General features: G+C 74.5%; 20 protein-coding genes. 9 read left to right on the top strand and 11 right to left on the bottom strand.

Annotated features, from left to right (window positions below):
- Positions 1–8: 8 nt before the first annotated feature.
- Positions 9–1,082 (bottom strand): glycosyltransferase family 4 protein, encoded by a 1,074-nt coding sequence (locus ACQPXD_RS11895; RefSeq protein WP_432837677.1) that lies wholly within the window; start codon positions 1,080–1,082, stop codon positions 9–11.
- Positions 1,079–2,116, bottom strand: coding sequence for an NAD-dependent epimerase/dehydratase family protein (locus tag ACQPXD_RS11890; RefSeq protein ID WP_432837675.1), 1,038 nt, complete (start codon positions 2,114–2,116; stop codon positions 1,079–1,081). Before ACQPXD_RS11890 ends, ACQPXD_RS11895 begins: the two co-directional genes overlap by 4 nt.
- A gap of 136 nt (positions 2,117–2,252) precedes the next feature.
- Here ACQPXD_RS11890 and ACQPXD_RS11885 point away from each other — a divergent pair, with 136 nt between their 5' ends.
- The 3 genes from ACQPXD_RS11885 to ACQPXD_RS11875 are packed head-to-tail and all read left to right on the top strand — an operon-like array spanning position 2,253 to position 6,630.
- Complete coding sequence (locus tag ACQPXD_RS11885) at positions 2,253–3,419, top strand: glycosyltransferase (protein WP_432837673.1); 1,167 nt, start codon at positions 2,253–2,255, stop codon at positions 3,417–3,419.
- Complete coding sequence (asnB, locus tag ACQPXD_RS11880) at positions 3,407–5,332, top strand: asparagine synthase (glutamine-hydrolyzing) (protein WP_432837671.1); 1,926 nt, start codon at positions 3,407–3,409, stop codon at positions 5,330–5,332. The genes ACQPXD_RS11885 and asnB overlap by 13 nt, the downstream gene beginning before the upstream one ends.
- Positions 5,329–6,630 (top strand): lipopolysaccharide biosynthesis protein, encoded by a 1,302-nt coding sequence (locus tag ACQPXD_RS11875; RefSeq protein ID WP_432837669.1) that lies wholly within the window; start codon positions 5,329–5,331, stop codon positions 6,628–6,630. Before asnB ends, ACQPXD_RS11875 begins: the two co-directional genes overlap by 4 nt.
- On the opposite strand, the gene ACQPXD_RS11870 is transcribed toward ACQPXD_RS11875, so the two are convergent.
- Together ACQPXD_RS11870 and ACQPXD_RS11865 are read right to left on the bottom strand one after the other, a co-directional pair.
- Positions 6,550–7,401, bottom strand: a complete 852-nt coding sequence (locus ACQPXD_RS11870; protein WP_432837667.1) for a class I SAM-dependent methyltransferase — start codon at positions 7,399–7,401, stop codon at positions 6,550–6,552. The genes ACQPXD_RS11875 and ACQPXD_RS11870 overlap by 81 nt on opposite strands.
- Positions 7,394–8,674: an O-antigen ligase family protein gene (locus ACQPXD_RS11865; protein WP_432837665.1), complete on the bottom strand. Its 1,281-nt coding sequence runs from the start codon at positions 8,672–8,674 to the stop codon at positions 7,394–7,396. The genes ACQPXD_RS11870 and ACQPXD_RS11865 overlap by 8 nt, the downstream gene beginning before the upstream one ends.
- A gap of 51 nt (positions 8,675–8,725) precedes the next feature.
- Between ACQPXD_RS11865 and ACQPXD_RS11860 the strand changes: the two genes are divergently transcribed.
- Positions 8,726–10,828, top strand: a complete 2,103-nt coding sequence (locus ACQPXD_RS11860) for an acyltransferase family protein (RefSeq protein WP_432837663.1) — start codon at positions 8,726–8,728, stop codon at positions 10,826–10,828.
- 56 nt (positions 10,829–10,884) lie between these two features.
- Entirely contained in the window at positions 10,885–12,036 is a 1,152-nt protein-coding gene (locus ACQPXD_RS11855; RefSeq protein WP_432837661.1) for a glycosyltransferase, read from the top strand.
- Between the two features lie 51 nt (positions 12,037–12,087).
- Here the strand turns inward: ACQPXD_RS11855 and ACQPXD_RS11850 are convergent, their stop codons facing one another.
- Together ACQPXD_RS11850 and ACQPXD_RS11845 are read right to left on the bottom strand one after the other, a co-directional pair.
- Positions 12,088–12,585 (bottom strand): hypothetical protein, encoded by a 498-nt coding sequence (locus ACQPXD_RS11850; protein ID WP_432837660.1) that lies wholly within the window; start codon positions 12,583–12,585, stop codon positions 12,088–12,090.
- Between the two features lie 39 nt (positions 12,586–12,624).
- Positions 12,625–14,292, bottom strand: coding sequence for a DUF4012 domain-containing protein (locus tag ACQPXD_RS11845; RefSeq protein ID WP_432837658.1), 1,668 nt, complete (start codon positions 14,290–14,292; stop codon positions 12,625–12,627).
- Positions 14,293–14,952: 660 nt separating this feature from the next.
- Between ACQPXD_RS11845 and ACQPXD_RS11840 the strand changes: the two genes are divergently transcribed.
- Positions 14,953–15,396: a hypothetical protein gene (locus ACQPXD_RS11840; protein ID WP_432837656.1), complete on the top strand. Its 444-nt coding sequence runs from the start codon at positions 14,953–14,955 to the stop codon at positions 15,394–15,396.
- Positions 15,397–15,411: 15 nt separating this feature from the next.
- Here ACQPXD_RS11840 and ACQPXD_RS11835 read toward each other — a convergent pair whose 3' ends face one another.
- The gene (locus tag ACQPXD_RS11835; protein WP_432837655.1) at positions 15,412–16,257 is read right to left on the bottom strand and encodes a TetR/AcrR family transcriptional regulator; all 846 of its coding nucleotides are present in this window, start codon (positions 16,255–16,257) and stop codon (positions 15,412–15,414) included.
- A 62-nt stretch (positions 16,258–16,319) separates the two neighbouring features.
- Between ACQPXD_RS11835 and ACQPXD_RS11830 the strand changes: the two genes are divergently transcribed.
- From ACQPXD_RS11830 to ACQPXD_RS11820, 3 genes are all read left to right on the top strand, one after another.
- A complete protein-coding gene (locus ACQPXD_RS11830) occupies positions 16,320–16,814 on the top strand; it encodes a nitroreductase/quinone reductase family protein (protein WP_432837653.1) in 495 nt (164 codons plus the stop codon).
- Positions 16,811–17,500: a YceI family protein gene (locus ACQPXD_RS11825; protein WP_432837651.1), complete on the top strand. Its 690-nt coding sequence runs from the start codon at positions 16,811–16,813 to the stop codon at positions 17,498–17,500. Before ACQPXD_RS11830 ends, ACQPXD_RS11825 begins: the two co-directional genes overlap by 4 nt.
- 152 nt (positions 17,501–17,652) lie before the next feature.
- Positions 17,653–18,297, top strand: coding sequence for a class I SAM-dependent methyltransferase (locus ACQPXD_RS11820; RefSeq protein WP_432837649.1), 645 nt, complete (start codon positions 17,653–17,655; stop codon positions 18,295–18,297).
- 6 nt (positions 18,298–18,303) lie between these two features.
- Here ACQPXD_RS11820 and ACQPXD_RS11815 read toward each other — a convergent pair whose 3' ends face one another.
- The 4 genes from ACQPXD_RS11815 to ACQPXD_RS11800 are packed head-to-tail and all read right to left on the bottom strand — an operon-like array spanning position 18,304 to position 22,864.
- Positions 18,304–19,128: a carbohydrate ABC transporter permease gene (locus ACQPXD_RS11815; RefSeq protein WP_432837647.1), complete on the bottom strand. Its 825-nt coding sequence runs from the start codon at positions 19,126–19,128 to the stop codon at positions 18,304–18,306.
- Positions 19,118–20,002 (bottom strand): carbohydrate ABC transporter permease, encoded by an 885-nt coding sequence (locus ACQPXD_RS11810; protein ID WP_432837645.1) that lies wholly within the window; start codon positions 20,000–20,002, stop codon positions 19,118–19,120. The genes ACQPXD_RS11815 and ACQPXD_RS11810 overlap by 11 nt, the downstream gene beginning before the upstream one ends.
- Positions 19,999–21,249, bottom strand: a complete 1,251-nt coding sequence (locus ACQPXD_RS11805) for an ABC transporter substrate-binding protein (RefSeq protein WP_432837643.1) — start codon at positions 21,247–21,249, stop codon at positions 19,999–20,001. The genes ACQPXD_RS11810 and ACQPXD_RS11805 overlap by 4 nt, the downstream gene beginning before the upstream one ends.
- Before the next feature lie 19 nt (positions 21,250–21,268).
- Complete coding sequence (locus ACQPXD_RS11800) at positions 21,269–22,864, bottom strand: FAD-dependent oxidoreductase (RefSeq protein ID WP_432837641.1); 1,596 nt, start codon at positions 22,862–22,864, stop codon at positions 21,269–21,271.
- Positions 22,865–22,872 lie beyond the last annotated feature (8 nt).

Raw genomic sequence — 22,872 nt, 5'->3', positions numbered from 1 at the left:
TCTCGGGTTCAGTGTGACCGGTCGGGGGCGGGCTGTGACGTTCGGGCGGCGGCACTCAGGGCGGGCGACGGCGGGTCGATCGGCCCGGCGTACACCGGCACGCGCAACAGCAGCAGCACGGCGGTGGTGCCGGCGGCGACCGCGCCGGCCAGGGCGGTGGCCGCGGGCACGGCCGCGCCGAGCACGGCCAGCCCGAGCCCGCCCGACAGCGCCGCGGCGCCGGCGAGCACGGCCGGGACCTGGCCGGCGGACAGGCCCAGGCGGCGCAGGCGGTGCGCGACGTGGTCGGTGCCGCCGTCGTGCCAGGACCGCCCGGCCCGGCGCCGGGAGATGACCACCAGCGTCGTGTCGACCAGGGCGGGCAGGGCCAGCGCCACCGGCACGACCACAGTGGACAGCGACCGGTCGGGCGCGGCGGCGACCGTGCCGGCGGCGACGACGAACCCGACGAACAGCGAGCCCGTGTCGCCGAGGAAAATGCGGGCCGGCGGCCGGTTGTGCCACAGGAACCCGGCGCAGCCGCCGGCCAGGCACCACCACAGCACGGCCGAGCCGGCGCCGGCCGTCGCCGCGCCGAGCAGCACGGCGGTGGCCACGGCGGCCGAGGCGGCCGCGCCGTCCATGTTGTCCAGCAGGTTGAAGGCGTTGGTGACCAGCACGATCCAGGCCACGGTGAGCGCGCCGTCCAGCCACGGCAGGCCGGACACGACGAGGGTGTGGCCGCCGAGCACGACCAGCGTGGCGGCCACGGCCTCGGCGGCGAGGCGGCCGGTCATGCCCAGCGGCGCGACGTCGTCGGCGAGGCCGACCGCGGCCACCGACAGCGCCGCCACGGCGAGCAGCAGCGTGCCGGCGGGCGCGGGCCCGGTCGCGGCGACGGCGAGCGCCGGCAGCAGGGTCGCGCCGACCACGGCCACCCCGCCCAGGTACGGCGTCGGCGCGGCGTGTCGCTTGTGCCCGCCCGGCCGGTCGACCAGCCCGCAGCGCAGCGCCGCCCGGCGGCAGCCCGCGGTGAGCACGGCCGACAGCGGCACCGCGGCCAGCGCCGCGACGGCCGTGGCGGTCAGCGACGGCGGGGTCACGAGCGGATCAGCTGCCCGGCGGGGGCGGCGGCGGTGTCCGCGGCGGCCTCGGCACGCGCCTCGGCGATGGCGTCGGCGAGCACGTCGCGCAGGGCGTGCCGGGGCGCCCAGCCGGTCAGCGCGCGCAGCCGGCCGGTGTCGGGCACCCGGCGGTCCATGTCCTCGAAGCCCGCGCCGTAGGCCCGCTCGTACGGGATCAGCTCGACCCGCGATGGGCTGCCGGCGGCCTCGATGACCAGGTCGGCCAGGCGGCGGATGCTGATCTCCTCGCTGGAGCCGATGTTGACCGTCTGCCCGATCGCGGCCGGGGTGGACAGCAGCGCGACGAGCGCGGCGACCACGTCGGCGACGTGCGCGAAGCAGCGGGTCTGCGCGCCGGTGCCGTAGACGCTCAGCGGCTGCCCGGCCAGCGCCTGGCGGACCAGCCGCGGGATGACCATGCCGTAGGCGGGGCTCTGCCGCGCGCCGACGGTGTTGAACAGCCGGGCGACGATGGTCGGCAGGCCGCGCTCGGCGTGGTAGGCGTTGGCGAGGATCTCGTCGACGGCCTTGGCGGTGCTGTACGCCCACCGCACCACGGCCGGGCTGCCGATGATCCGGTCGGCGTCCTCGCGCAGCGGGCCGGAGGAGTTCTTGCCGTAGATCTCCGAGGAGCTCGCCAGCAGGATCGTGCGGCGGTGCCGGTAGGCCGCCTCGATGACGATCTGCGAGCCGCGGATGTTCGTGGTCAGCGACCGCAGCGGCTGCTCGACGATGAGCTTCACGCCGACCGCCGCGGCCAGGTGCACGACCACGTCGCACTGGTGCACCAGCTCGTCGACGACCAGCTCGTCGAGGACCGAGCCGTGGACGAAGCGCAGGTTCGGCCGCGGCCGGTCACTGTCCAGGTTGGACAACCGTCCGGTGGACAGGTTGTCCAGCACGATGACCTTGTCGCCGCGCGCCAGCAGCGCGTCGACCAGGTGTGAGCCGATGAAACCGGCACCGCCGGTGACGAGGTAGGTCGCCGGTCCGTCCGGCGTCGCGCCTGGCACGATCGCAGCTCCAACGTCGATGGGGAATGCACTTGGCGGCTTCGCCTGGCTAGAAAACTACCCATCTCAGGCGCAGATGTGGGCAGACTTCGAAAAACCGGCCAATTTCGTCGTACCCCCACCTAACCTGACGAACGTGAGTGAATTGCCATCGGTGGTCCGGGCGACCGCGTCCACCCGGCGCGGCCAGCTGCGGGTGTGTCTCGTCATCGGGCAGCTGGGCCTGGGCGGCACCGAGAAACAGGTGGTCCTGCTCGCCGACGGGCTGCGCCGGCGCGGCGTGGACGTGACGGTCGTCGTGCTCACCACCGAGGGCCCCCGCGAGGCCGCGCTGCGCGAGGCCGGGGTCCCGGTGGTCTACCTCGGGCTGGTGCCGGTGCCCGGCTGGCGGGCGGTGGCCCAGCTGGCCGGCGCGCTGGTCCGGCTGACCCGGTACTTCATCGGCGCCCGGCCGCACCTCGTCCACGCGTTCCTGTTCCACAGCTACGTGCTGACCGCGCCCGCCGCCCGGCTGGCGGGGGTGCCGGTCGTCGTCGCCGGCCGGCGCAGCCTCGACGACTTCAAGCGCGGGCACCACTGGGCGCTCGCCGCCGAGCGGATCGCCAACCGGCTGACCCACCTGCTGGTGGCCAACGCCTACGCGGTCGCCGACTGCGTGCGCACCACCGAGCGGGTGCCGGCCCGGAAGGTCCGGGTCATCTACAACGGCCTGCCGGAGCAGGCGTTCAACGAGGCCGAGCCGGCGCTGTTGGACACCGGCCGGCCGGTGGTGCTGTGCGTGGCCAACCTCAAGCCCGGCAAGGGCCACGCCAGCCTGCTGGAGGCCGGCCGGCTGCTGCGCAAGCGCCGGCTGCCGTGCACGTTCGTCTTCGCCGGCTTCGGGCCGGAGCACGCGGAGCTCGCCCGCCGCGCCGCCGAGCTGCGCCTCGACGTCCGCCTGCTCGGCGCGCGCCAGGACGTCGACCGGCTGATCGCGCGCGCCGACGTGGTGGTGCTCGCGTCGATGAGCGAGGGCATGCCCAACGCGGTGATGGAGGCGATGGCGGCCGGCCGGCCGGTCGTGGCCACCTCGGTCGGCGGCACGCCCGAGCTGCTCGGCGACGGCCGCGGGATCCTGGTGCGCCCCGGCGACGCGCGCGGGCTGGCCGACGCCGTCGCCAAGGTGCTCGGCGACCCCGACCGGGCCCGGGAGATGGGCCGCGCGGCGCGCCGCTGGAGCCGCACGCACCTGCACTGCGACACGATGGTGCAGCAGCACCTGGACCTCTACGCCGGCCTGGTGGGGCGCCGGTGTGCGGCATAGCGGGCACCGCCGGCGCGGGGGCCGACCCGGTGCTCGTGCGGCGGATGTGCGACGCGCTGGTCCATCGCGGGCCCGACGACGAGGGGCTGCACGCCGAGCCGGCCGCGGCGCTGGGCATGCGGCGGCTGGCGATCGTCGACGTGGCCGGCGGGCGGCAGCCGGTGTCCAACGAGGACGGTACCGTCGTCGCGATCTGCAACGGCGAGCTGTACAACTTCCCCGAGCTGCGCGCCGACCTGCTGCGCCGCGGGCACCGGTTCACCGGCGCCGGCGACACCGAGTGCCTGGTGCACCTCTACGAGGAGTACGGCGACGACCTGGTGCACCGGCTGCGCGGCATGTTCGCGTTCGCGCTGTGGGACGCCCGGCGGCAGCGGCTGCTGCTGGCCCGCGACCGGGTCGGCAAGAAGCCGCTGTACTGGCGGGACACCGGCGCCGGCGTCGCCTTCGCCTCGGAGGCCAAGGCGCTGCTGGCCGACCCGGGCCTGGCGCCCCGGCTGGACGTGGTCGCGCTGCACCACTACCTGACCTACCAGTACGTGCCGGCGCCGTGGTCGATCTACGCGGGCGTGGCCAAGCTGCCGCCGGGGCACCTGCTGACCTGGCAGGGCGGCGTCACCCGGGTCCACCGCTACTGGCGGCTGGACAGCTCCGAGCGGCCCGTGCCCGACGAGGACGAGGCCGCCGAGCGGCTGCGCGAGCTGCTGCTGGACGCGGTGCGGGTCCGGCTGGTCGGCGAGCGGCCGCTGGGCGCGTTCCTCTCCGGCGGCCTGGACTCCTCGGCGGTCGTGGCCGCGATGGCCCGGCTGTCCAGCGCGCCGGTGCGCACCTTCTCCATCGGCTTCGACGAGCCCCGCTTCGACGAGCGCCGCTACGCGCGGATGGTGGCCGACCGCTACGGCACCGACCACCACGAGCTGGTCGTCCGCCCGCCGGCCGGGGCCGAGCTGCGCGAGCTGCTCAGCGACCTGGCGTGGCACTTCGACGAGCCGTTCGCCGACCCGTCGGCGGTGCCCAGCCTCGCCGTGGCCCGGCTGTGCCGGCCGCACGTGACCGTCGTGCTGGGCGGCGACGGCGGCGACGAGTGCTTCGGCGGGTACCGCCGCTACACCGCGATGCGCCTGCTGGCCCGGCTGCCGGCCCTGCCGCCGCGGCGGCTGTTGCAGCGGCTGGGCCACCTCGCCGGCCGGGCGGCGCCGCACACCCTCACCCGGCGCGCCGGGTGGGCGCTGCAACTGCTCGGCGAGGCGCCGGCGGCCCGCTACGGCCACCTGATGACCATCTTCTCGGCCGGGCAGCTGGACGCGCTCTACACCCCCGACCTGCGCGCCGAACTGTCCGGTGTGGACAGTCTGGCGCTGCTCGAGGACGCCTGCCGACGCTCCCGCTCGCCCGACGCGATCGGCCGGCTGATCGACGCCGACATCAACACCTACCTGCCCGGCGACCTGCTGGCCAAGGTGGACGTCACCACCATGGCGAACTCGGTCGAGGCCCGCTCCCCGCTGCTGGACCAGCACCTGCTGGCCTGGGCGGCCGGGCTGCCGACCCGGCTGAAGGTCCGCGGCGGGACGACGAAGTACCTGTTCAAGCGGGCGATGGCGGGCTGGCTGCCGGCCGAGGTGATCGACCGGCCGAAGATGGGTTTCGGGGTACCGCTGGCGCAGTGGCTGCGCGGCGACCTGAGCGAGCTGACCTGGAGCCTGCTCACCGACGACACCGCGCGCGGCCGGGGCCTGTTCCGACAAGAGCACGTCCGGGCGATGCTGCGCCGCCACGCCGACGGCGTCGACGAGAGCCGGCGGCTGTGGTCGCTGCTGCAGTTCGAGCTGTGGCACCGGCGGTTCCTGGACCGGCCGGCCGCGCAGCCGGCCGCCGCCGCGGACGGCGCGGGACCCATCGCCCGGCCATGAGGCCGCTGCCCCAGGCGACCCGCAGCGTGGCGGTCCGGCTGGTGCTGGTCGCGCTCGGCGGGGCGACCGGCATCATCGTCGCGCGGGCGCTGCACCCGGAGGGCCGCGGCGCCTACGCCATCGTGGTGGCGATCGCGACGGCGGCGATGGCGCTGGGTCACCTCTCGCTGGAGCAGGCGTTCGTCGGGCTGTGGCCGGGCCGCGGCGACGCGCTCACCGCCAACGGCGCGGTGCTCGGCCCGCTGCTGGGCACCGCCGCGGCCGGGCTGGCCGCGGCCGGTGCGCTGGGCCTGCAGGCCACCCGCGAGCCGGGGCTGCTGGCGCTGGGCCTGCTGGCGGTGCCGGCCATGATCACCGGGCTGTACCTCTCCTCCGCCCTGATGCTCTCCGGCCGGGTCGGCGTGGTCGACCGCTCGCAGCTGCTCTCCGGCGTCGTGCAGTGCGGTGCGCTGCTGGCCGTCGCCGCGGCCGGCTGGATCACCGTCGGGTGGGTGGTCGGGCTGTGGACCCTCGCGATGGCGGCGCCGCTCGTACTGCTGCTGCCCGCGACCCGGCCGCGGCTGCGGTGCTTCGACGCGGGCCTGGCCCGCCGGGCGCTGTCGCTCGGCGCCCGCTACCACACCGGCGCCGTCGCGGCGTACCTGACCCAGCGGCTCGACGTCATCCTCCTCGGGGCGCTCGCCTCCACCCACGCCGTCGGGCTCTACACGGTGGCGGTGACCTTCGCCGAGCTCACCCGGATCCCGACCGACGCGCTCGCCCGCGCGGCGCTGTCCCGGCAGGCGGCCGCCGACCTCGGCGCGGTCGCGGCGGCGACGGTGCGAGCCACCCGCACGTCGGTGATGCTGGCCGGCGGATCCGTCGCGGCGCTGTGCCTCACCGCGCCGGTGCTGCTGCCGGCCGGGTACGGCGCCGAGTTCGCCGGTGCCGTACCGGCGCTGTACGCGCTGGCCCCCGGGATGTTCGCGCTCGGCGCGGCCCGGCAGGTGAGCGCCTACCTGGTCCGGCTGCACCGGCCGCTGACCATGTCCGCCCCGTCGGCGGTGGCCCTGGCGCTCAACGTGGTGGCCGTGCTGGTGCTGGTGCCGCGGCTGGGGATCGTCGGCTGCGCGCTGGCCTCGTCGGTGAGCTACGTGCTCGTCGCCGCGGTGCAGATCGGCCGGTTCTGCCGGGCCAGCGGCACGCCGCTGCGGCGGCTGCTGCCCCGGCCGGCCCCGCTACGCCGCCGGGTCCCCGACCCGCTCGAAGACGTACTCGTTGCAGCCGATCCCGCCGCCGCACGTGGTGAGGTGGCGTAGCACGAACCCCCGCCCGGTGATGAACCGGAAGACCTCCTCGGGCCGGGCCACCTCGAACGGGTAGCCGCCGACCCAGTCGACCAGGTCGTGCCGGCGGGACATGCCCCGGCGGCGCGGCGCGGGCGCCGTGCGCCGGCCGGGCCGCACGGCGCGGATCAGCGCCCACAGTGGACGGTGCCGGCTCAGGTAGAGCCCGCTGAGCGTCACCAGCAGCATCCGCCCGGCCTTGCCCGAGCGGTTGTAGGTGCGCTTGACCCGCCGCCAGTTGCGGCTGGCGAAGCCCTGGTCGTTGTAGATGGAGACGAACAGCCTCCCGCCGGGCGCGACCAGGGCGGCGGCCGCGGCCAGGCCGTCCCACATGCGGCCCGTGTGGTGCAGCACGCCCCAGGAGTACACGACGTCGAACCGGCCGAGCCCGGCCACGTAATCGGCGTCGAGAACGGACCCGGTCTCCACGCTCCAGGCCGCCCCCGGCGCGAAGCGGCGGCGCAGCTCGGTCGCGGCGGCCACGGAGGCGGGGTCGAAGTCGAACGCGCGCACGCGGGCGCCGAGGCGGTGCGCGGCGAGGGAGAACAGGCCGCTGCCACAGCCGATGTCCAGAAAGGACAGTCCGGTCAGGTCGGTGACGCCCAGGGACTGGGTCAGCGACTCGGTCGCCGAGGCGATGCGCTCCTCGTCGACGAGGCCGGCGAACGACGTCCAGTTGTCGCCGAAGGCGAACCGGTCGCCCGCCTCGATCTCCTCGGTACTGCCGGCGGTGGTGTCAAGCATTGACGGTCTCCTTCCTCCGCCCGGCGAGCAGGGTGCCGAGGCAGACCCAGAACACGCCGCTGACGGTGAGATTGGCCAGGGAGTTGGCGAACAACAGGTTGGCCGCGCCGGTGCCCACGCCGGCCAGCAGCGGCACGAAGGCGGGGCCGGCCCGGGCGAACAGCCCGGCGCCGAGCAGCACCAGGAACAGCAGCAGGGCCGCCACACCCGACTCAGCGGCCAGCCGCACGTAGTCGTCGTGCGTGTTCATGTAGAGGTACAGGTGCGGATCCTCGGCGGCGACCTGCGGGAACGCGCCGTAGCCGATGCCCAGCACCGGATGGTGCGCGGCCTCGGTGAGCGCCAGCCGGACCGCGTCGAGCCGGACCCGGTTGTTGATGTCGAGCTGGTCGGCGTCGCGGCCGCTGACCACGGCTTCGGTGAGCGGGTTGGCGACGTGGAGCATGACCACGGCGGCGGCCGCCACCAGCGCCGCGCCGGCGATCTGGGCGGGCAGCCGCCGCCCGGCCAGCAGCGCGACCGCGAGGCCCGCGCCGGCCGCGATCGCCGCGCCGCGCGAGTGGGTCTGCACGATCGCGGCCACGCACAGCGCGGACGGGACCAGCCACAGGATGCGCCGCTCCACGCGGGCCAGGCCGACGCCGGCCGCCGCGGGCACCGCCAGCATCGCGCCGAAGTAGTTGGCCAGCAGGCCCACGCCCGCCAGCCGGCCGCTGACCTCGACGCCGGCGATCAGCCCGGACACCGCCGCCGCGCCGCCGGCGAGCACCACCAGCCGGGCCACCGTGCGCGGCCGGGCCGGCAGCGCGGCCACCGCGGCGAGCAACGCCAGCCCGGCGAGCAGGCCGCCCAGGTCGGAGGCGCGGGTGCTCGGCCCGGCGCCGTGCACACTGAGGATCAGCACCGTGCCGAGCAGCACGATGGCCAGGTGCGGCCGGCCGAACCGGGCCCGCTCCCGGGTGCCGACCGCGGCGCGGCAGGCCACCGCCACCAGCAGCACGGCGATGCCGGCCACCAGCAGGCCCAGGCCGTTGCCGACGCCGCTGCTCAGCACGCTCAGCGGCACGAGCACCGCCACCAGCAGGCCGGGGCGGGCCAGGGCGGCCGGTATCGCCAGCAGCACGCCGAGCCCGACGGCCAGCAGCGGCTGGCGCAGCACGAGATAGGCGGCGGCCCCGCCGACGAGCAGCCCCTCGATCGCCCACCCGGCGCGCAGGCCGCGCAGCAGCCGCGCTCCCCGCCCACCGGCCGCGACGATGCCCCAGACTGCCATAACTCGTCATATTAGGTCCATTTTGCGGCTTTGGCGCCTACTATCCGGTTCATGACCAGGGCCGACGCGACGACCGCCGCGGCCGAGCGCATCACACCGGACCCCGCCACGCCGCGCGGCGCCGCGGCGACCCACCGGCGGGCCGACATCCAGGGCATCCGGGCCGTGGCGGTCGTGCTCACCGTGCTGTACCACGGCGGCGTCGCGGTGCCCGGCGGCTTCGTCGGCGTGGACGTGTTCTTCGTCGTCTCCGGCTACGTGATCTGCGCGATGCTGCTGCGCGAGCTCGCCACGACCGGCCGGATCCGGCTGGGCGCCTTCTACGTGCGCCGGGTCCGGCGCCTGCTGCCCGCGCTCGCGCTCGTCACCGGGGCCGTGCTCGTCGCGGCGGCCCTGCTGCTCAGCCCGCTCGGCGACGCGCAGGCGACGACCGGGCGCGCGGCCGCGGCGACCTCCATCTTCGCCGGCAACGCCTACTTCTACCGGTACTCCGGCGGGTACTTCCAGCCGGTCGCCGAGAACAACCCGCTGCTGCACACCTGGTCCCTCGCCGTCGAGGAGCAGTTCTACCTGGTCTTCCCGGCGCTGCTGCTGCTGGCCTGGCGGCTGAAGCGCCGCCGTCCGGCCGGCCGGCCGCCGGTGCTGGCCGGGCTCGCGCTCGGCGGCGCGGCGCTGTCCCTGGCGGTCTCGGTCTGCCTGGCGTACGGATGGATCCCGCACCTGCTGGGATCGCTGGCCACGAGCGACCACGGGCCGTCGTTCGGCTTCTACGCGCCGGTCGGGCGGGCCTGGGAGTTCCTCGCCGGCGCCCTGGTGGCCGGGCTCGGCACCGGGCGGGTGCTGCCCCGGGCGGTGCGGCAGGCGCTCGCGGCCGCCGGTGCGCTCCTGCTGGCGGCGGCCGCGCTCGGGCTGAGCTCCGCCGATCCGTACCCGGGCTGGCTCGCCCTGCTGCCGGTCGCGGCGACCGTCGCGCTGCTGCTGGCCGGGCCCGGGCCGGCATCGGTCGCGGTGACCCGGTGGCTGTCGGCGCGGCCCATGGTGGCGCTGGGCGACCTGTCGTACAGCTGGTACCTGTGGCACTGGCCGGCGATCGTGGTCGCCCGGGCGTGCTTCCCGGCGACCCCGGCCGTGGCGCTGACGGCCGCGCTCGCGTCGCTGGTGCCCGCGGTCCTGGCGTACCACCTCGTCGAACAGCCGATCCACCGCGGCGCCCGGCTGGCGTCGGCCCGCGCGACCATGGCGCTGGCGGCCGGGTGCGTGCTGCTGCCGGCGGCGGCCGGGCTGGGCCTGGCCGCCTCGGCGGACCGGTCGTGGTCGCGGCCCGACGTCGCCGCGATCCGGGCCCTCGTGACGCCGTCGCACATCGACGCCACGGCCGGCTGCGCGCAGTACGAGCCGCTGGGCTCGCCGCTGCGGCCCGCGTGCACGTGGACGGTGGCGCATCCACTGGGCACGGTGCTGCTCATCGGCGACTCCAACGCCGGCCAGTTCGCCGAGCCGGCGATCCTCGCCGCCCGGGCCGCCGGCTACGACCTGCAGATCACCACGACCGGCGGGTGTCCGCTGCTGCGCCGGTCGCAGTACCCGAACGAGTCCTGCCGGCAGTACGTGGAGGGCAGCCTGGCGGCCATCGCGGCGCGCAACCCGCCGTATTCGGCGGTGCTCATCTCCAACGCGTCGGTCGGCTACGTCAGCGGCAACCCGCCGTGGCAGCTGCTCCACCTCGACGCCGCGGACCGCCCCGCGCGGATCGCGGCGTGGGCGGCGGACGCCGGCCGCACCGCCGCCGAGGTCGGCCGGCGCGGCCCGGTCATCTTCGTCGGCGCGATACCGCAGTTCCCCGGCCTGCCCACGTGCCTGGTGCCGCGAACGTTCGCGCCCGCCGCGGCCGGCTGCGGGCACCTCGACCCGGCCACGGCGCACCGGATGCGCACCGACGTCGTGACGGCCGAGCGCACGGCGGTCGAACACGCCGGCGCGACGTATCTCGACCTGGGCGGCCGGCTGTGCACCCCGTCCGGCGGCTGCAGCGCCTTCGCCGGCGGCGCCCTGGTCTACCGCGACGGCGCACACCTCAACGTCGAGGGATCGCTGGGTTTCCAGGCACCGTTGCGCGACGCGATCGCCAGCAGCGCCCGCCCGTCGCCGTCGTGACGGCCGCCGGACAGTTGCCTGCCTCGTCGGACAGTTGGATTGGAGAGGAGGCGCGGATGCGCGTCCGCGTGATGCGGGTGGTCACCCGGCTCAACGTCGGCGGCCCGGCCATGCAGGTCTCGACCCTGCTGCGGGGCCTCGACCCGGACCGTTACGACCAGCGGCTCTACGCCGGTCACGTCGCGCCCGGTGAGGCCGACTACCACGCGCTGCACGGCCTGGACCTGCCGGTGCACCGGGTGCCGGCGCTCGGCCGGGCGGTGCGGGCCGGCGGCGACTGCCGGGCCTTGGCGGAACTGGCCGCGCACATGCGAAGGTTCCGCCCGCACATCGTGCACACGCACACCGCGAAGGCGGGCACGCTCGGCCGGCTGGCGGCGCTGGTGTCCGGGGTTCCGGTGCGGGTGCACACCTTCCACGGCCACCTGCTGCACGGGTACTTCCCGCCCGTCAAGACCTGGCTGGTGACCGGCGTGGAGCGGCTGCTGGCCCTGGGCACGCACCGGCTGGTCGCGGTCGGCGGGCACGTCCGCGACGACCTGCTGCGCGCGGGCGTGGGCCGGGCCGGGCAGTACCGGGTGATCATGCCCGGCACGACGATCGGCCCCCTGCCGCCCCGCGCCGACGCCCGCCGCGCCCTCGGCCTGCCGCCGGACGGCCCGGTCATCGCCTACGTCGGCCGGGTCACCGCGATCAAGGGCCCCGAACGGCTCGTCGACGTCGCCCGCCGGGTGCTCGCCGCCCACCCGGGCGCGACGTTCGTCGTCTGCGGCGAGGGCGACCGGCTCACCGCGACCCGCGCCGCCGCGGCGGACCTCGGCCCGGCGGTGCGCTTCGTCGGCTGGCGCGCGGATGTGTCCACTGTGTACGCCGCGGCCGACCTGGTGATGCTGACCTCCGACAACGAGGGAACGCCGGTCTGCCTGATCGAGGCGGCGCTGGCCGGGGTGCCCGCGGTGGCCACCCGGGTCGGCGCGGTGAGCGACGTGGTGGCCGACGGCCGGACCGGCGTGCTGTGCCGCCCGGACGCCGCCGAGCTGGCCGAGGCGACGCTGGCCCTGCTGGACGACGCCGCGGCCCGCGCCCGGATGGCGGCGGCGGCCCTGCGGCTGTCGGCCGAACGGTTCGGGCCCGAACGTCTCGTCGCCGACACCGACCGCCTCTACTCCGCCATCGCTCACGAACGCGGCTGGTGGCCCGCGCACTGACATCGGCCCGGCGCCGCCGCGCCGGCGAGGCGCGGTGGCAGGGCGATGGTGCTATTTGGCCGAGGCCGTGCGACGGCGCCAGCGCAGCCCGGCGACGAGCAGCGTCGCGCCGAGCAGGACGACGCCCGAGCCGAGCAGCGCCAGCATCGGCAGCTTGCCGTTCGCGATGCCGGTCGTGGCCAGCTGGCCGCTGCCCGACGAACTAGCCGAGCGCACGACCACCTGCTGGGTCACCGTGCCCAGGGCGGTGACGGCGGTCAGCGTGGCCACGCCCGTGTGGCTCAGCGACACGACCAGCGACCAGTTACCGTCGGCGTCCGCCGTGACCGTGCGCGGCGGATCGCTCTCCCCCGACGCGTAGGTCACCGTGACCGTCACGGTGTCGAACGGCGTGCTCTTGCCGGAGAACGTGACCGACCCGTTGGTACCGACCGTGCCGCTGGACACGCTGCCGGTCGGCGCCTGCGGCGGGTACTCCTGCGCACTCGCGACCGACGGCACCGCGACCGCGCCGCCCGCCAGGAACAGACCGACCAGGAGAACCAGCATCCGTTTCATACTCACTACCCCCGATTCTTCGCCTTCAAGCTAACGCCCACGGCCGCAGGAATCCGGCGAACGCGTGGTAATGGACCAGGGTGCAACCGTCGGCGTCGTCCAGACCGCGGGCGTCCACGGTCCGGCGCCGTCGTCCGGCGCGCTCAGCCGTACCCGCAGCGTCCGCCGCTGGCCGGGGCGCACGTCGAGCGTCGTGAGCGCCACCATGCGGCCCCGGTCCGTGCCGCTGGCGATGCTCACCGGCGCGCCGTCGAGCTGCGCGTCGAGCACGCCCCAGCCGGTCGGCGCGTACACCGACACGAAGGTCCGCGCCGTGTAGGGGTCGGTGATTCCCTGGTACGTCAGCACGCCCGCCGGCAGCCCCGAGGCCGGCGCGGTCGAGCCGAGCGTGAGCGTCGCCGTCAGCTCGCGGCGGCACCCGGGCGCGGCCAGTTCCAGCGACGGGGCCAGGTAGTAGTCGAGCTTCGCCCCGCCACCGTCGTTGAGGAACACGCCGACCGTCGGCCGGTCGGCGGCGTCCCGCTCCGGCAGCGCACCCTCGACGGCCGAGCCCGCGATGAGCGCCTGCTCCTCGGGGTGCGCGCTCCACAGCAGCACCCGGTGCTCACCGGCGGCGCGGGCCAGCCCGGACAGCAGCGCCCGCCCGTCGACGGCCCGCGTGGTCAGCGCCTCGAACGCCGCCCGCGCCGCGCGCGCGAAGTACGCGTCCTGCTGCGGCTGCGTGGCGAAGCGCGCGTAGGTGTCGGCCAGCAGCACCCGCACGGCGCTGCTGGCGTCCAGCGCCGGCCCGTCCGGCACGGCGACCGGCCCGGTCGCCGCGAGGAGATACGACAGCGTCACCGGGTCGGTGGCCAGCACGCCGTCGACGGTCACGCCGGAGCGCAGCCGGTACATCTCCCGGGCCACCGCCGCCGCGGCGGGAAAGTTCGGCACCATCGTGATGTTCGCGGGGTGGCTGGCGACGGCGTCGCCGTAGAGCGCCCGGGTCTGCGGATCGACCGGCAGCACCGGCGCGTCGAACGCCCGCAGCCCCGCCGACGCCGTACCCTGCGCCACCAGCCGCAGCCGCCCGGCCCCCGCGGCGACGACCGCGTACGCACCGGGCATGCCGCCGGTGGCGCGCACCTCGGCCGGGTTCTGGAACAGCACGAGATACGTCCGCTCGCCACCGTCGCCGAGCATCGCCGGTACCAGCGCGGTCGCCCGCCGCACCGCGTCGAGCGCCGCCGCGGCCCGCCCGAGCTGCCCGCGCAGTTCGGCGACGGCGGCCGCGACGCGCGGCGAGAGCCCGTCGTCCGGCACCGCCTCGATCCGCCGCCGGATCGGCTCGAGCGCCCCGGCCGCCGCCGCGACCGGCCCGGCCATGGACCGTACCCGTCCGAGATCGAGACTTCCGCCCCGCAGCCCGTTGCCCTGCTCGGCCAGCCTCAGCAGCACCGGCAGCACGCGCCGCGCGACGTCGTCGACGGTGACCGCGACCACCCGAGCCGCCCGCAGGTCACGCCCGGGCCCGGGCAGCCGCGCCGCGAGCCGCACCGCCGGATCGCCGGCCGCGCCGGCCGCGCTGCGGGTCAGCCGCTGGATGGCCGCGAGCGTGGCCGCGGCCGCCCCCGGATCACCGCGGACCAGCTCCTGCTGAAACCGCTGCAGCAGCCGGGCCGCGTCCTGCAGGTCGTCACGCACCTGCACGGCACGCACCGCCCCCCACCCACCAACCCCCACCACAAGCAGGACCACCAGCGCCGCCACCCCCAGCACGACACCCTTTCGACGGCTTTTGCCCTTTTTGTGACGCATGTACCCCACCCTAAGCGCAACACCACCCTCGGCGCAGCGAGTGACGCCGCGCCGGGTAAGGGCACAGCGAGGCGGCACAGCACCCAGCGCCGCACGGATCGCGCCCCGCAACGATGACGGCGCGCGAGGCCGAGGGCGGCACCCAGCGACGGGCGGGTCGCGTGGCGCAGCGGTGGCGGCGCGCGACGTGTGGTGATGCCCGGTGGCGCGCGGCGCGACGCAGCGTGCGGTGACGTGCGGTGGGCAAGCGCACGCTTCTCGCCATCGCGCACCACCGATCGGCCTATCCCGCCGTCCCCGGGGCCGGCGCAGCTTGTGCGTCGTCGCCCATCAAGCCGGCCGCCGGCGCCCCGCGTGCTGTGACCGTATGTCTCCGCGATCATGCAAAGCGGCCGCGCGCACCACGGGTTTTTCATGATCGTGGAGCGTCGATGTACACATAGGTACAACAAGTCTCCAAGATCAGGCAGAACCCGTGGTGTCGGGGCGGGCACCTGCATGATCGCGGAGAGTTTCTGTGGCGGCGGGACGGCACGGCGGCGGGCTCCTACGATCATGGGAATGGGGATCGTCGGTGACGTGCGCGACGCCGCGGAATGGGTTGCCGCGGCGCTGACGGCGTCCGGCTACCGGGCCGACTTCTCACCGGGGTCCTTGTGGGAGATCGAGCGGTTCTTCGACGCCGAGGCCCCGGACGGCCGGCCGCGCCCGAACGGCCTGCTGGCGCAGCAGCTGGGCCCGCGCTTGTTCGCGCTCGGCTCATACGTTGGCGAGGTGGTCCGCCGCCACGTGGGGGGCGACTGGTCGGGAGACGACGACGATCCGGCCGCGGAGGTCGACGTGTGCCTCGAATTGCCGGACGGCAAGCGGATCTGGCCCGTGCAGCGGGTCATGCGGCGCTTCTCCAACGGGCCCGAGGACGGCTTGGTCGCCTACGGCGCGGCGCTCGGGCTGGGCGTGGGCGCGCGGCCCGGGAGTGTCCGGCGCCGCTGGTTCAGGCGGTGATCGGGGCTGGGGCGCCTACTGGTCCCACTCGGCGAGCAGGCGATGGATCTCGGCGAGCCGGTTGTCGTTCCACTCGGTCTGCGGGTCCGGTTCCAGGAACGCCATCGCGAGGCTGGCGATGCCGATCGCGGCAAGCGACCAGTCCTGCTTGGCGGCGGCGCCGAACGGGCTGGCCGGCGTCCGGTGGGCGGCCACCTCCGGGCGCGACAGCGCGGTGATGACCAACCCGCGCATCTGGGCGCTCAGCAGCGTCGCGAGCGTCTCGAAGCTGGTCGACAGGTCGGGCCGCAGGCGGTAGCCGAACACCCCGGCCAGCTCTCGCCAGGCCCGCGCCACCCGCGCGGTGTGGGCCGCGTCGGCCTGGGCGAGCGCCGCCCGCACCTGCTCGCGCAGGTCGTCGTCGGTCAGGCTGGAGAACGCCGCGTGCAGCGTCAGGTATGTGCGCCAGCCGGGTGAGTCCAGCACGCTCTGGAAGTCCAGCTCGGCCAGCTCGCGGATCAACTCGAGCAGCAGGGCGGCGCGCAGGTGCGCGGTCTCCAGCCAGTCCAGATGCTCGGCGAGCACCCGGCGCAGCAGGGCGACCTCGTCGCGGATGATCGCTGGGCTGGTGGTGTTCGCCAGCTCCCGCACGAGATCGCTGTAGAACAGGTCCTTGTACGGCCAGTGCCGGTACGCCGTGCTGCGCGCCACGCCGGCCTCGCGGATCACGTCCTCGAAGCTGATGTGGTCCAGGGACACCGTGAGCCCGGTCCGGTTGATCCGCTCGATCGCCGTTCGCAGCATGCGCTCCCGCGTCTGCTCGTCGGTGAGGCGGCGGTGTCTGCGGCCGAGGCCGGTCGGCGCGGATCGATCGTCCGTCACGAACGCTTCCTTTGGGACTTTGGACTCTGTATCCCAAGTCTAGCGCGGGCGATCCTGAGGTCATGACACACTGGACGCACCGAGATGAGCAGCTGCGCTCGATGTATGCGGGTGGCCGCGGCAACGCCACCGCCCGCCGGTTCGCGCGGTTCTGGGCGGCCGTCCACGGCGCCGGCCTGTTGCCGCGCCGGTGGGTGACCCTCGAGGTCCCCGGGCGCCGGACCGGCCGACTCACCCGGTTCCCGATCGGCATGGCCGACTGGCGGGGCCGGTGGTACCTGGTCTCGATGCTGGGCGAGGACTGTCACTGGGTGCGCAACGTCCGGGCGGCGGACGGTCGCGCCGTACTGCGGCACGGTCGCGCCCGTCCGTGCCGGCTGGTCGAGGTACCCGCGGCCGACCGGCCCCCGATCCTCAAGCGCTACCTGCAGAAAGTCCCCGGCGGGCGGCCGCACGTCCCGGTCGCTCCCGGCGCGCCACTGTCCGCATACGAGGAAGTCGCGGCCCGGTACCCCGTCTTCCGCGTCGAGTTCGACGCTCGAGGGAGCAGGCCATGAACATCCCCGCCGGACGCCGGCGCCACCGCTGGCTGCGCTGGACCCTCGGCGGCGGCGTCGCCCTCATCGTGCTGCTGCTGGCCGGGGTCGCCCTGGCCATCAAGCTCCAGCCGACACCCGCGCCGCTCGCCCTCCCGGCCTCCGCCGCCGCACCCGACGGGCCGCTCGACGGCACCTACCAGGTCGCCGCCGGGTCCGCGGCCGGGTTCCGGATCGAGCAGACCGTCCTGTTCCTGACCAGCGAGGTGGTCGGTCGTACCACCGACGTCACCGGCACGGTCACGGTCACCGGCGGCCAGGCCACCGCCGCGGATCTCCGGATCAACCTGCTCGCGCTCACCTCCAACGGCGACAAGCCCGCACCGCAGTTCGGCATCAGCCTCGGCACCGGGCAGTACCCGGTGGCCACCGTCGGCCTGGCCCAGCCCGCGCCCCTCGGCACCGCCGCACAATCCGGCGGCGCCACCACGGTCGATGCCAGCGGGACGCTCACCCTCCACGGCGTCACCCACACCGTGACGGTGCCACTCGCGCTGCGCCGCGACGGCGCGAACCTCGACGTCGCCGGCCGGCTGCCGGTCACGTTCAAGGACTACGGCCTGGCCAGCCCGGAAGGCTACGGTCCGGTCGGCTCCCTCGCCGACCACGGCACCGCCGAGTTCCTGCTCGTCCTCCGCCGCACCTGAGAGCGGCACCGGCACCGGGTGTGACCGCCGCCCTGCCGATGGCCCCCTCAGCGGGGACTCCCGCGAGCGCCCGGACGGTGATCCGGTGGAAACGGTGATGGTGTTGAATGGCCGGATCCGGGAGCCCCCACCGACGCGGAGGACCACACGCCATGACGGAGTTCGACATCCAGACCGTGCCGCCGAAGATCCGCTGCACGGCCGACGGCCGGCCGAACGACCTCGCCGTGTTCCTGGGCGAGGCGATGCGCTCGCCCGCCCGGATGGGCGCGCTCGCCCCCAGCTCGCGGCGCCTGGCCCGCGCGGTCTGCGGTCCCGTGCCCGAGCGCGGCGAGCCGGTCGTGGTCGAGCTGGGCGCCGGCGCCGGATCGTTCACCGCCGAGATCCAGCGCCGGCTCGGCGGCCGTGGCCGGCACCTGGCCGTCGAGGTCAACCCGCGGCTGGCGGAGCACCTGCGCGACCGCTACCCGGGGGCCGAGGTGGTCCAGCAGGACGCCGTGCACCTGCGGGACCTGCTGGACGAACGGGGCATCGACCGCGCCGACGTGATCATCAGCGGCCTGCCGTGGGCGCTCTTTCCCGCCGCCACCCAGCGGCGGCTGATGGACGCGGCAGCCTCGACGCTCGGGCCGGGGGGAGTCTTCACCGCCTTCACCTATCTCCACGCCGTGCCCATGAGCGCCGCTCGCCGGTTCCGTGACCTGCTGGCCCGCCGCTTCGAAGAGGTGGTGCCCGGCCGCACCGTCTGGCGGAACGTACCTCCCGCCTTCGTGCTGTATGCCCGTAGACCGCGATGATCCCCTTCAGCCCTTCAGGCCCGTGTGGGCGAGGCCCTCGACGAACTGGCGCTGGGCGACGACGAACACCGCCAGCACCGGGATCGCGGTGAGCGTGGCCGCGGACAGCTGCACGTTCCAGGCCGGGCCGCCGTAGGCGTCGACGAACTGGGTGAGCGCCTGCGGCAGGGTGAACTTCGAGGGAGTGGACAGGAACACGATCGGTTCGAGGTACAGGTTCCAGCTGTGCAGGAAGGTGAAGATGCTCACCGCGCCGAGGGCCGGGCGGGACAGCGGCAGCGCGACCCGGCGGAACAGGCCGAACCGGCCGAGGCCGTCGATGCGCCCGGCCTCCTCCAGCTCGGGCGGCAGGGCGATGAAGAACTGCCGCATGATGAACGTGGCCAGCACGCTCGGCGCGCCGAAGATCGGCACCAGGATCAGCGGCCAGTGGGTGTCGATCATGTGCCAGCGCTGGAACAGCTGGAACAGCGGCACGATGGTGACCTCGCTGGGCACCAGCAGGCCGGTGAGCACGAGCAGGAACAACGCGTTCTGGCCGCGGAAGCGGATGCGGGCGAACGCGTAGCCGGCCAGTGAGGACACGACGAGGGTGCCGATCGTGCACACGGCGGCGATGTACATGCTGTTGAGGTACTGCTGCGCGAACGGCTGCGCCTGGAACACCTGGCGGTAGGCGGAGACGTCGACGGAGGACGGGAAGAGCGAGGGCGGGAACCGGAACACCTCGCTCACCGGCTTCACCGACGAGGTCACCATCCACCAGGTGGGGAACACGAACGGGATCGCCAGCACGCACAGCAGGCCGTAGAGGGCGGTTTTACGACTCATGGAACACCCATCGCTTGCGCAGCTGCCACTGCACGGTGGTGAGGACCAGCACGATCGCGAACAGCACCAGCGACAGGGTGGCGCCGTAGCCGAAATGGTGGAACTGGAACGCCTGCTGGTAGAGGTAGTAGACGAGCACGGTGGTCGACGTGCCCGGGCCGCCCTGGGTGAGCACGGCGATCTGGGCGAAGACCTGCAGCGAGCCGACCACCGTGATGATCGAGGTGAGCAGCACGGTCGGGCTGATCATCGGCAGCGTGATGCTGCGGAACGCCCGCCACGCGCCGGCCCCGTCCAGGCGGGCGGCCTCGTGCAGCCCGGCCGGCACGCCCTGCAGCGCGGCGAGGAACAGCACCATGTTGAGGCCGACGTTCTTCACCACCTGGACCACGATGACCGACACCATCGCGGTGACGTCCCCGCGCAGCCAGTTGGGCCCGTGCACGCCGACGGTGTCGAGCAGGCCGTTGACGCCGCCGTTGTCCTGCAGCAGGAACCCCCAGACGATCGTCCAGGCGACCATCGACACCACGACCGGGGAGAAGAAGAGCGTGCGGAACACGACGGTGCCGCGCAGCCGCTGGTTGAGCAGCACGGCCAGCAGCAGGGCCAGGCTCAGGTTGAGCACGAGCAGGCCGGCGGAGAACAGGCCGGTCGCGACCAGCACCTTGGGCAGGTTGGGGTCGTCGGCGAGCCGCCGGTAGTTGTCCCCGCCGACGAAGGTGAACTCGTCGGCGAGGACGTTCCACTCGTGCAGGCTGTACCACGCGACCAGCGCCAGCGGGACGAGCACGAACACGATCGTGCCCGCCAGCTGCGGCGCGATGAACAGGTAGCCGGCCAGGTGGTCCCTGGTTCTGAGCGAGAGTTTCATCGCGCCAGCAGCGGCTTCAGGCCGGAGCAGACGGCGTCGAGCACGCCCTTGACGTCGGCGTCGGGCTTCCACAGCGGGTCGAGGGAGGCACGCACGTTCTGCGCGATCTCGGCGGAGCCGGTGTGGCTGGGCTTGACGACGCCGGTGGAGATGCCGTCGATGACGACCGACTGCAGCTGGGCGGGCTTGAGCAGGGGGTTGGTCTTGGCCATCGTGCCGGCGTCCAGCTGGCTCTTGCGGGCCGGCGGGAAGTACTGCGCGAGCTTGGCGGAGTTGGCCGCGTTGGTGAAGTAGGCGAGGAAGTCCGCCGCGGCGGCCGCGTGCCGGCCCTTCTTGAGCACGCCGAGGCCGGCCTGGCCGACGACGGCGTACTTGCCCTTGGGGCCGGACGGCAGCGGCACCAGGTCCCAGCCGAACTTGGCGTCCTTGAGCAGCGACGCTCGCGAGATCTGGGTGATGGTCATCGCGGACTGGCCGGCGAAGAAGTCGGCGGCCACGCCGGGGCCGGGCATCGCCTTGTCGACGAAGACGGCCTTGTGCAGTGCGGTCATCGCCTCGACCATCTCCGGGGCGTTGAACCCGCAGGTCTTGCCGTCGGCGCTCCACGCCTGCGCGCCCCAGCCGGTCCAGACCGTCGACAGGTTGCTCCAGGTCTTGTAGTCGAAGTCGCGCACGACGATCCCGGCGGTGCCGGTCCTCGCGTTGACCGCGGCGCCCTCGGCGAACGCCTTGTCCCAGGTCCAGGTGCCGGCGGTGACGAGGTCGGCCGGGTTGTCCTGGCCCGCCTGCTTGAGCAGGTCGGTGTTGACGAACATGCCGAACGGGGAGGTGGAGAACGGGTATGCGTAGAGCTTGCCGCCGTTCTGCCACAGCTTGGTGGCGGCGGGCGCCAGGTCGTCGGGGTTCTCGAGGTTGCTCAGCGGGACCAGCGCGCCGGAGCCGACGAAGTCGGGCGCGGAGTCCTCGAGGATCCAGGCCAGGTCCGGGCCGTTGCCGCCGGCGATCTGGGTGGTGAGGGTCGTGGTGTACGAGTCGAAGGGCAGCGGGTCGAACTTCACGGTGACGTCGGAGTGGGCCGTCTTGTAGTCGGCGGCGATGTCGTTGAACAGCTTGAGGTGGGCCTCGTTGGCGGTCCAGATGGTCATGCGCAGCTCGACCGGGCCGGTCTCCTCGGCGGCCGGGGTGCCGCCGCCGCAGGCGGCGAGGGTGGCGAGCGACAGGGCGGCTATCGCGGCGCGGAACTTCATCGTCTACTCCAAGGGGGTGTCAGTAGCCGGTCACGTCGGGCCAGTGCCGCTCGACGCCGTCGCGGTCGAGCCGGGACTGGAACTCGGCGAGCAGGCCGGGGGTGTTGCGGACCGCGCGCGGGGTGCAGCCGCGGTCCAGGCAGAAGGCGGCGAGCGCGCCGGCGGCCTCGCCGGCGTTCCACTCGACGGGGTGCAGGCGGTAGGCGCCGTTGGTGATGTGGGTGGTGCCGATGTTCTTGCCAGCGGGCAGCAGGTTGTCCATCCGGCGCGGGATGAGCGCGCCGAGCGGGATCTGGAAGGGGCAGCAGCCGACGTCGATGTAGTGGTCGCCGCCGGTCGAGGGGTGCAGATCGATGCGGTACATCCCGACGCCGACGCTGTCGTGGTACTGCACGGCGCCCTTGTCCCCGCGCACGGCCAGGGCCAGGTCCTGCTCCGGGACGGTGTACTCGGCCAGCACGCGCCGGGACTCGCGGATGTAGGGGGCCTGGGCGAGCCCGTCGGCGCCGCCGGTGACGTCGCCGCGCAGGCGCAGGCCGGGGAAGCCGGTGCCGCCGTCGGGGCGGGGCGCCTCGGTCTGCAGCCAGTAGAGCACCGACAGCGCCTGCTCCCGGGCCGCGGCGAGGTGCGCGGCCGGGTCGGGCACGTCGATGACCGGGTGCTCGAAGTAGTCGAGCATCGGCCAGTTGATCAGGCAGATGTCGCTGTCGTAGGTGCCCTCGGCGAACAGCCGCCGGGCGGCGATGCGCCGGAACGTCCACAGGTTGTGATCGCCGGGGTCGCGCCGCTGGTCGGCGTCGACGGCGAGGGGGTCGTCGCCGGGGTTGGGGTCGAACACCCGCTCGGTGGGCAGCAGCGTGCGGGGGCTGGGCGCGCGGAACGACAGCAGCGGGCCGCCCCAGAACGGCGGGGTGTAGTCGCGCCAGAAGCCATACCGCGCCGGGCGGTCGATGGTGTGGTCGCCCTCGACGTGGTCGACCGCGAAGCAGACCGAGACCGCCTGCATGTTCGCCGGCTGGGCGGCGGCGGGCGCGCTCGGCTCGCCGGTGTCGGCCTGCGACTCGAAGCCGGTGACGTATTCGGCGCCGGTGAGCGGCAGCAACTGCCCCGTCTCGGTGGCGTCGAGCACGTAGGGCGCCGTCACGTCGACGGTGTCGCCGGTGTCGCGATGGCGCAGCGTCACCGCGGTGACCCGGTCGCCGTGGGTGGTCGCGGCCGTGGGCACGAACGGTTGCAGCACGATCAGCTTCCGGCTCGATCGGTACGGCAGGAGCATCGCCTCCAGCACGGCGACGGCGACCCGCGGCTCGTGGCAGAGCCGGCTCACCTTGCCGGCGCCCGGGTTCAGGTCGCGCCAGGCCCGGGCGGCGGCGGTGAGCGGGTAGTGGCGGCGGTAGTAGTCGCGGATGCCGTCGCGCAGCGCCCGGTAGGAGGCGGTCACGCCGAACCGCTCCACCCAGCTGTGCTCGTCGGGGGGCACGGCCTGGCTGGTGAGCTGGCCGCCGAGCCAGTCGTACTCCTCCGTGAGCACGACCCGCTTGCCGCACCGCAGCGCGGCGAGCGCGGCGGCGACACCGCCGAGGCCACCACCAACGACGAGCACGTCAGTTGACATTTCCGACA

Source organism: Dactylosporangium sp. CA-092794 (assembly GCF_050948465.1).
GTDB lineage: Bacteria > Actinomycetota > Actinomycetes > Mycobacteriales > Micromonosporaceae > Dactylosporangium.
The sequence above is the reverse complement of the archived record's forward strand: the minus strand, read 5'-3'. Positions and strand labels throughout refer to the sequence as shown.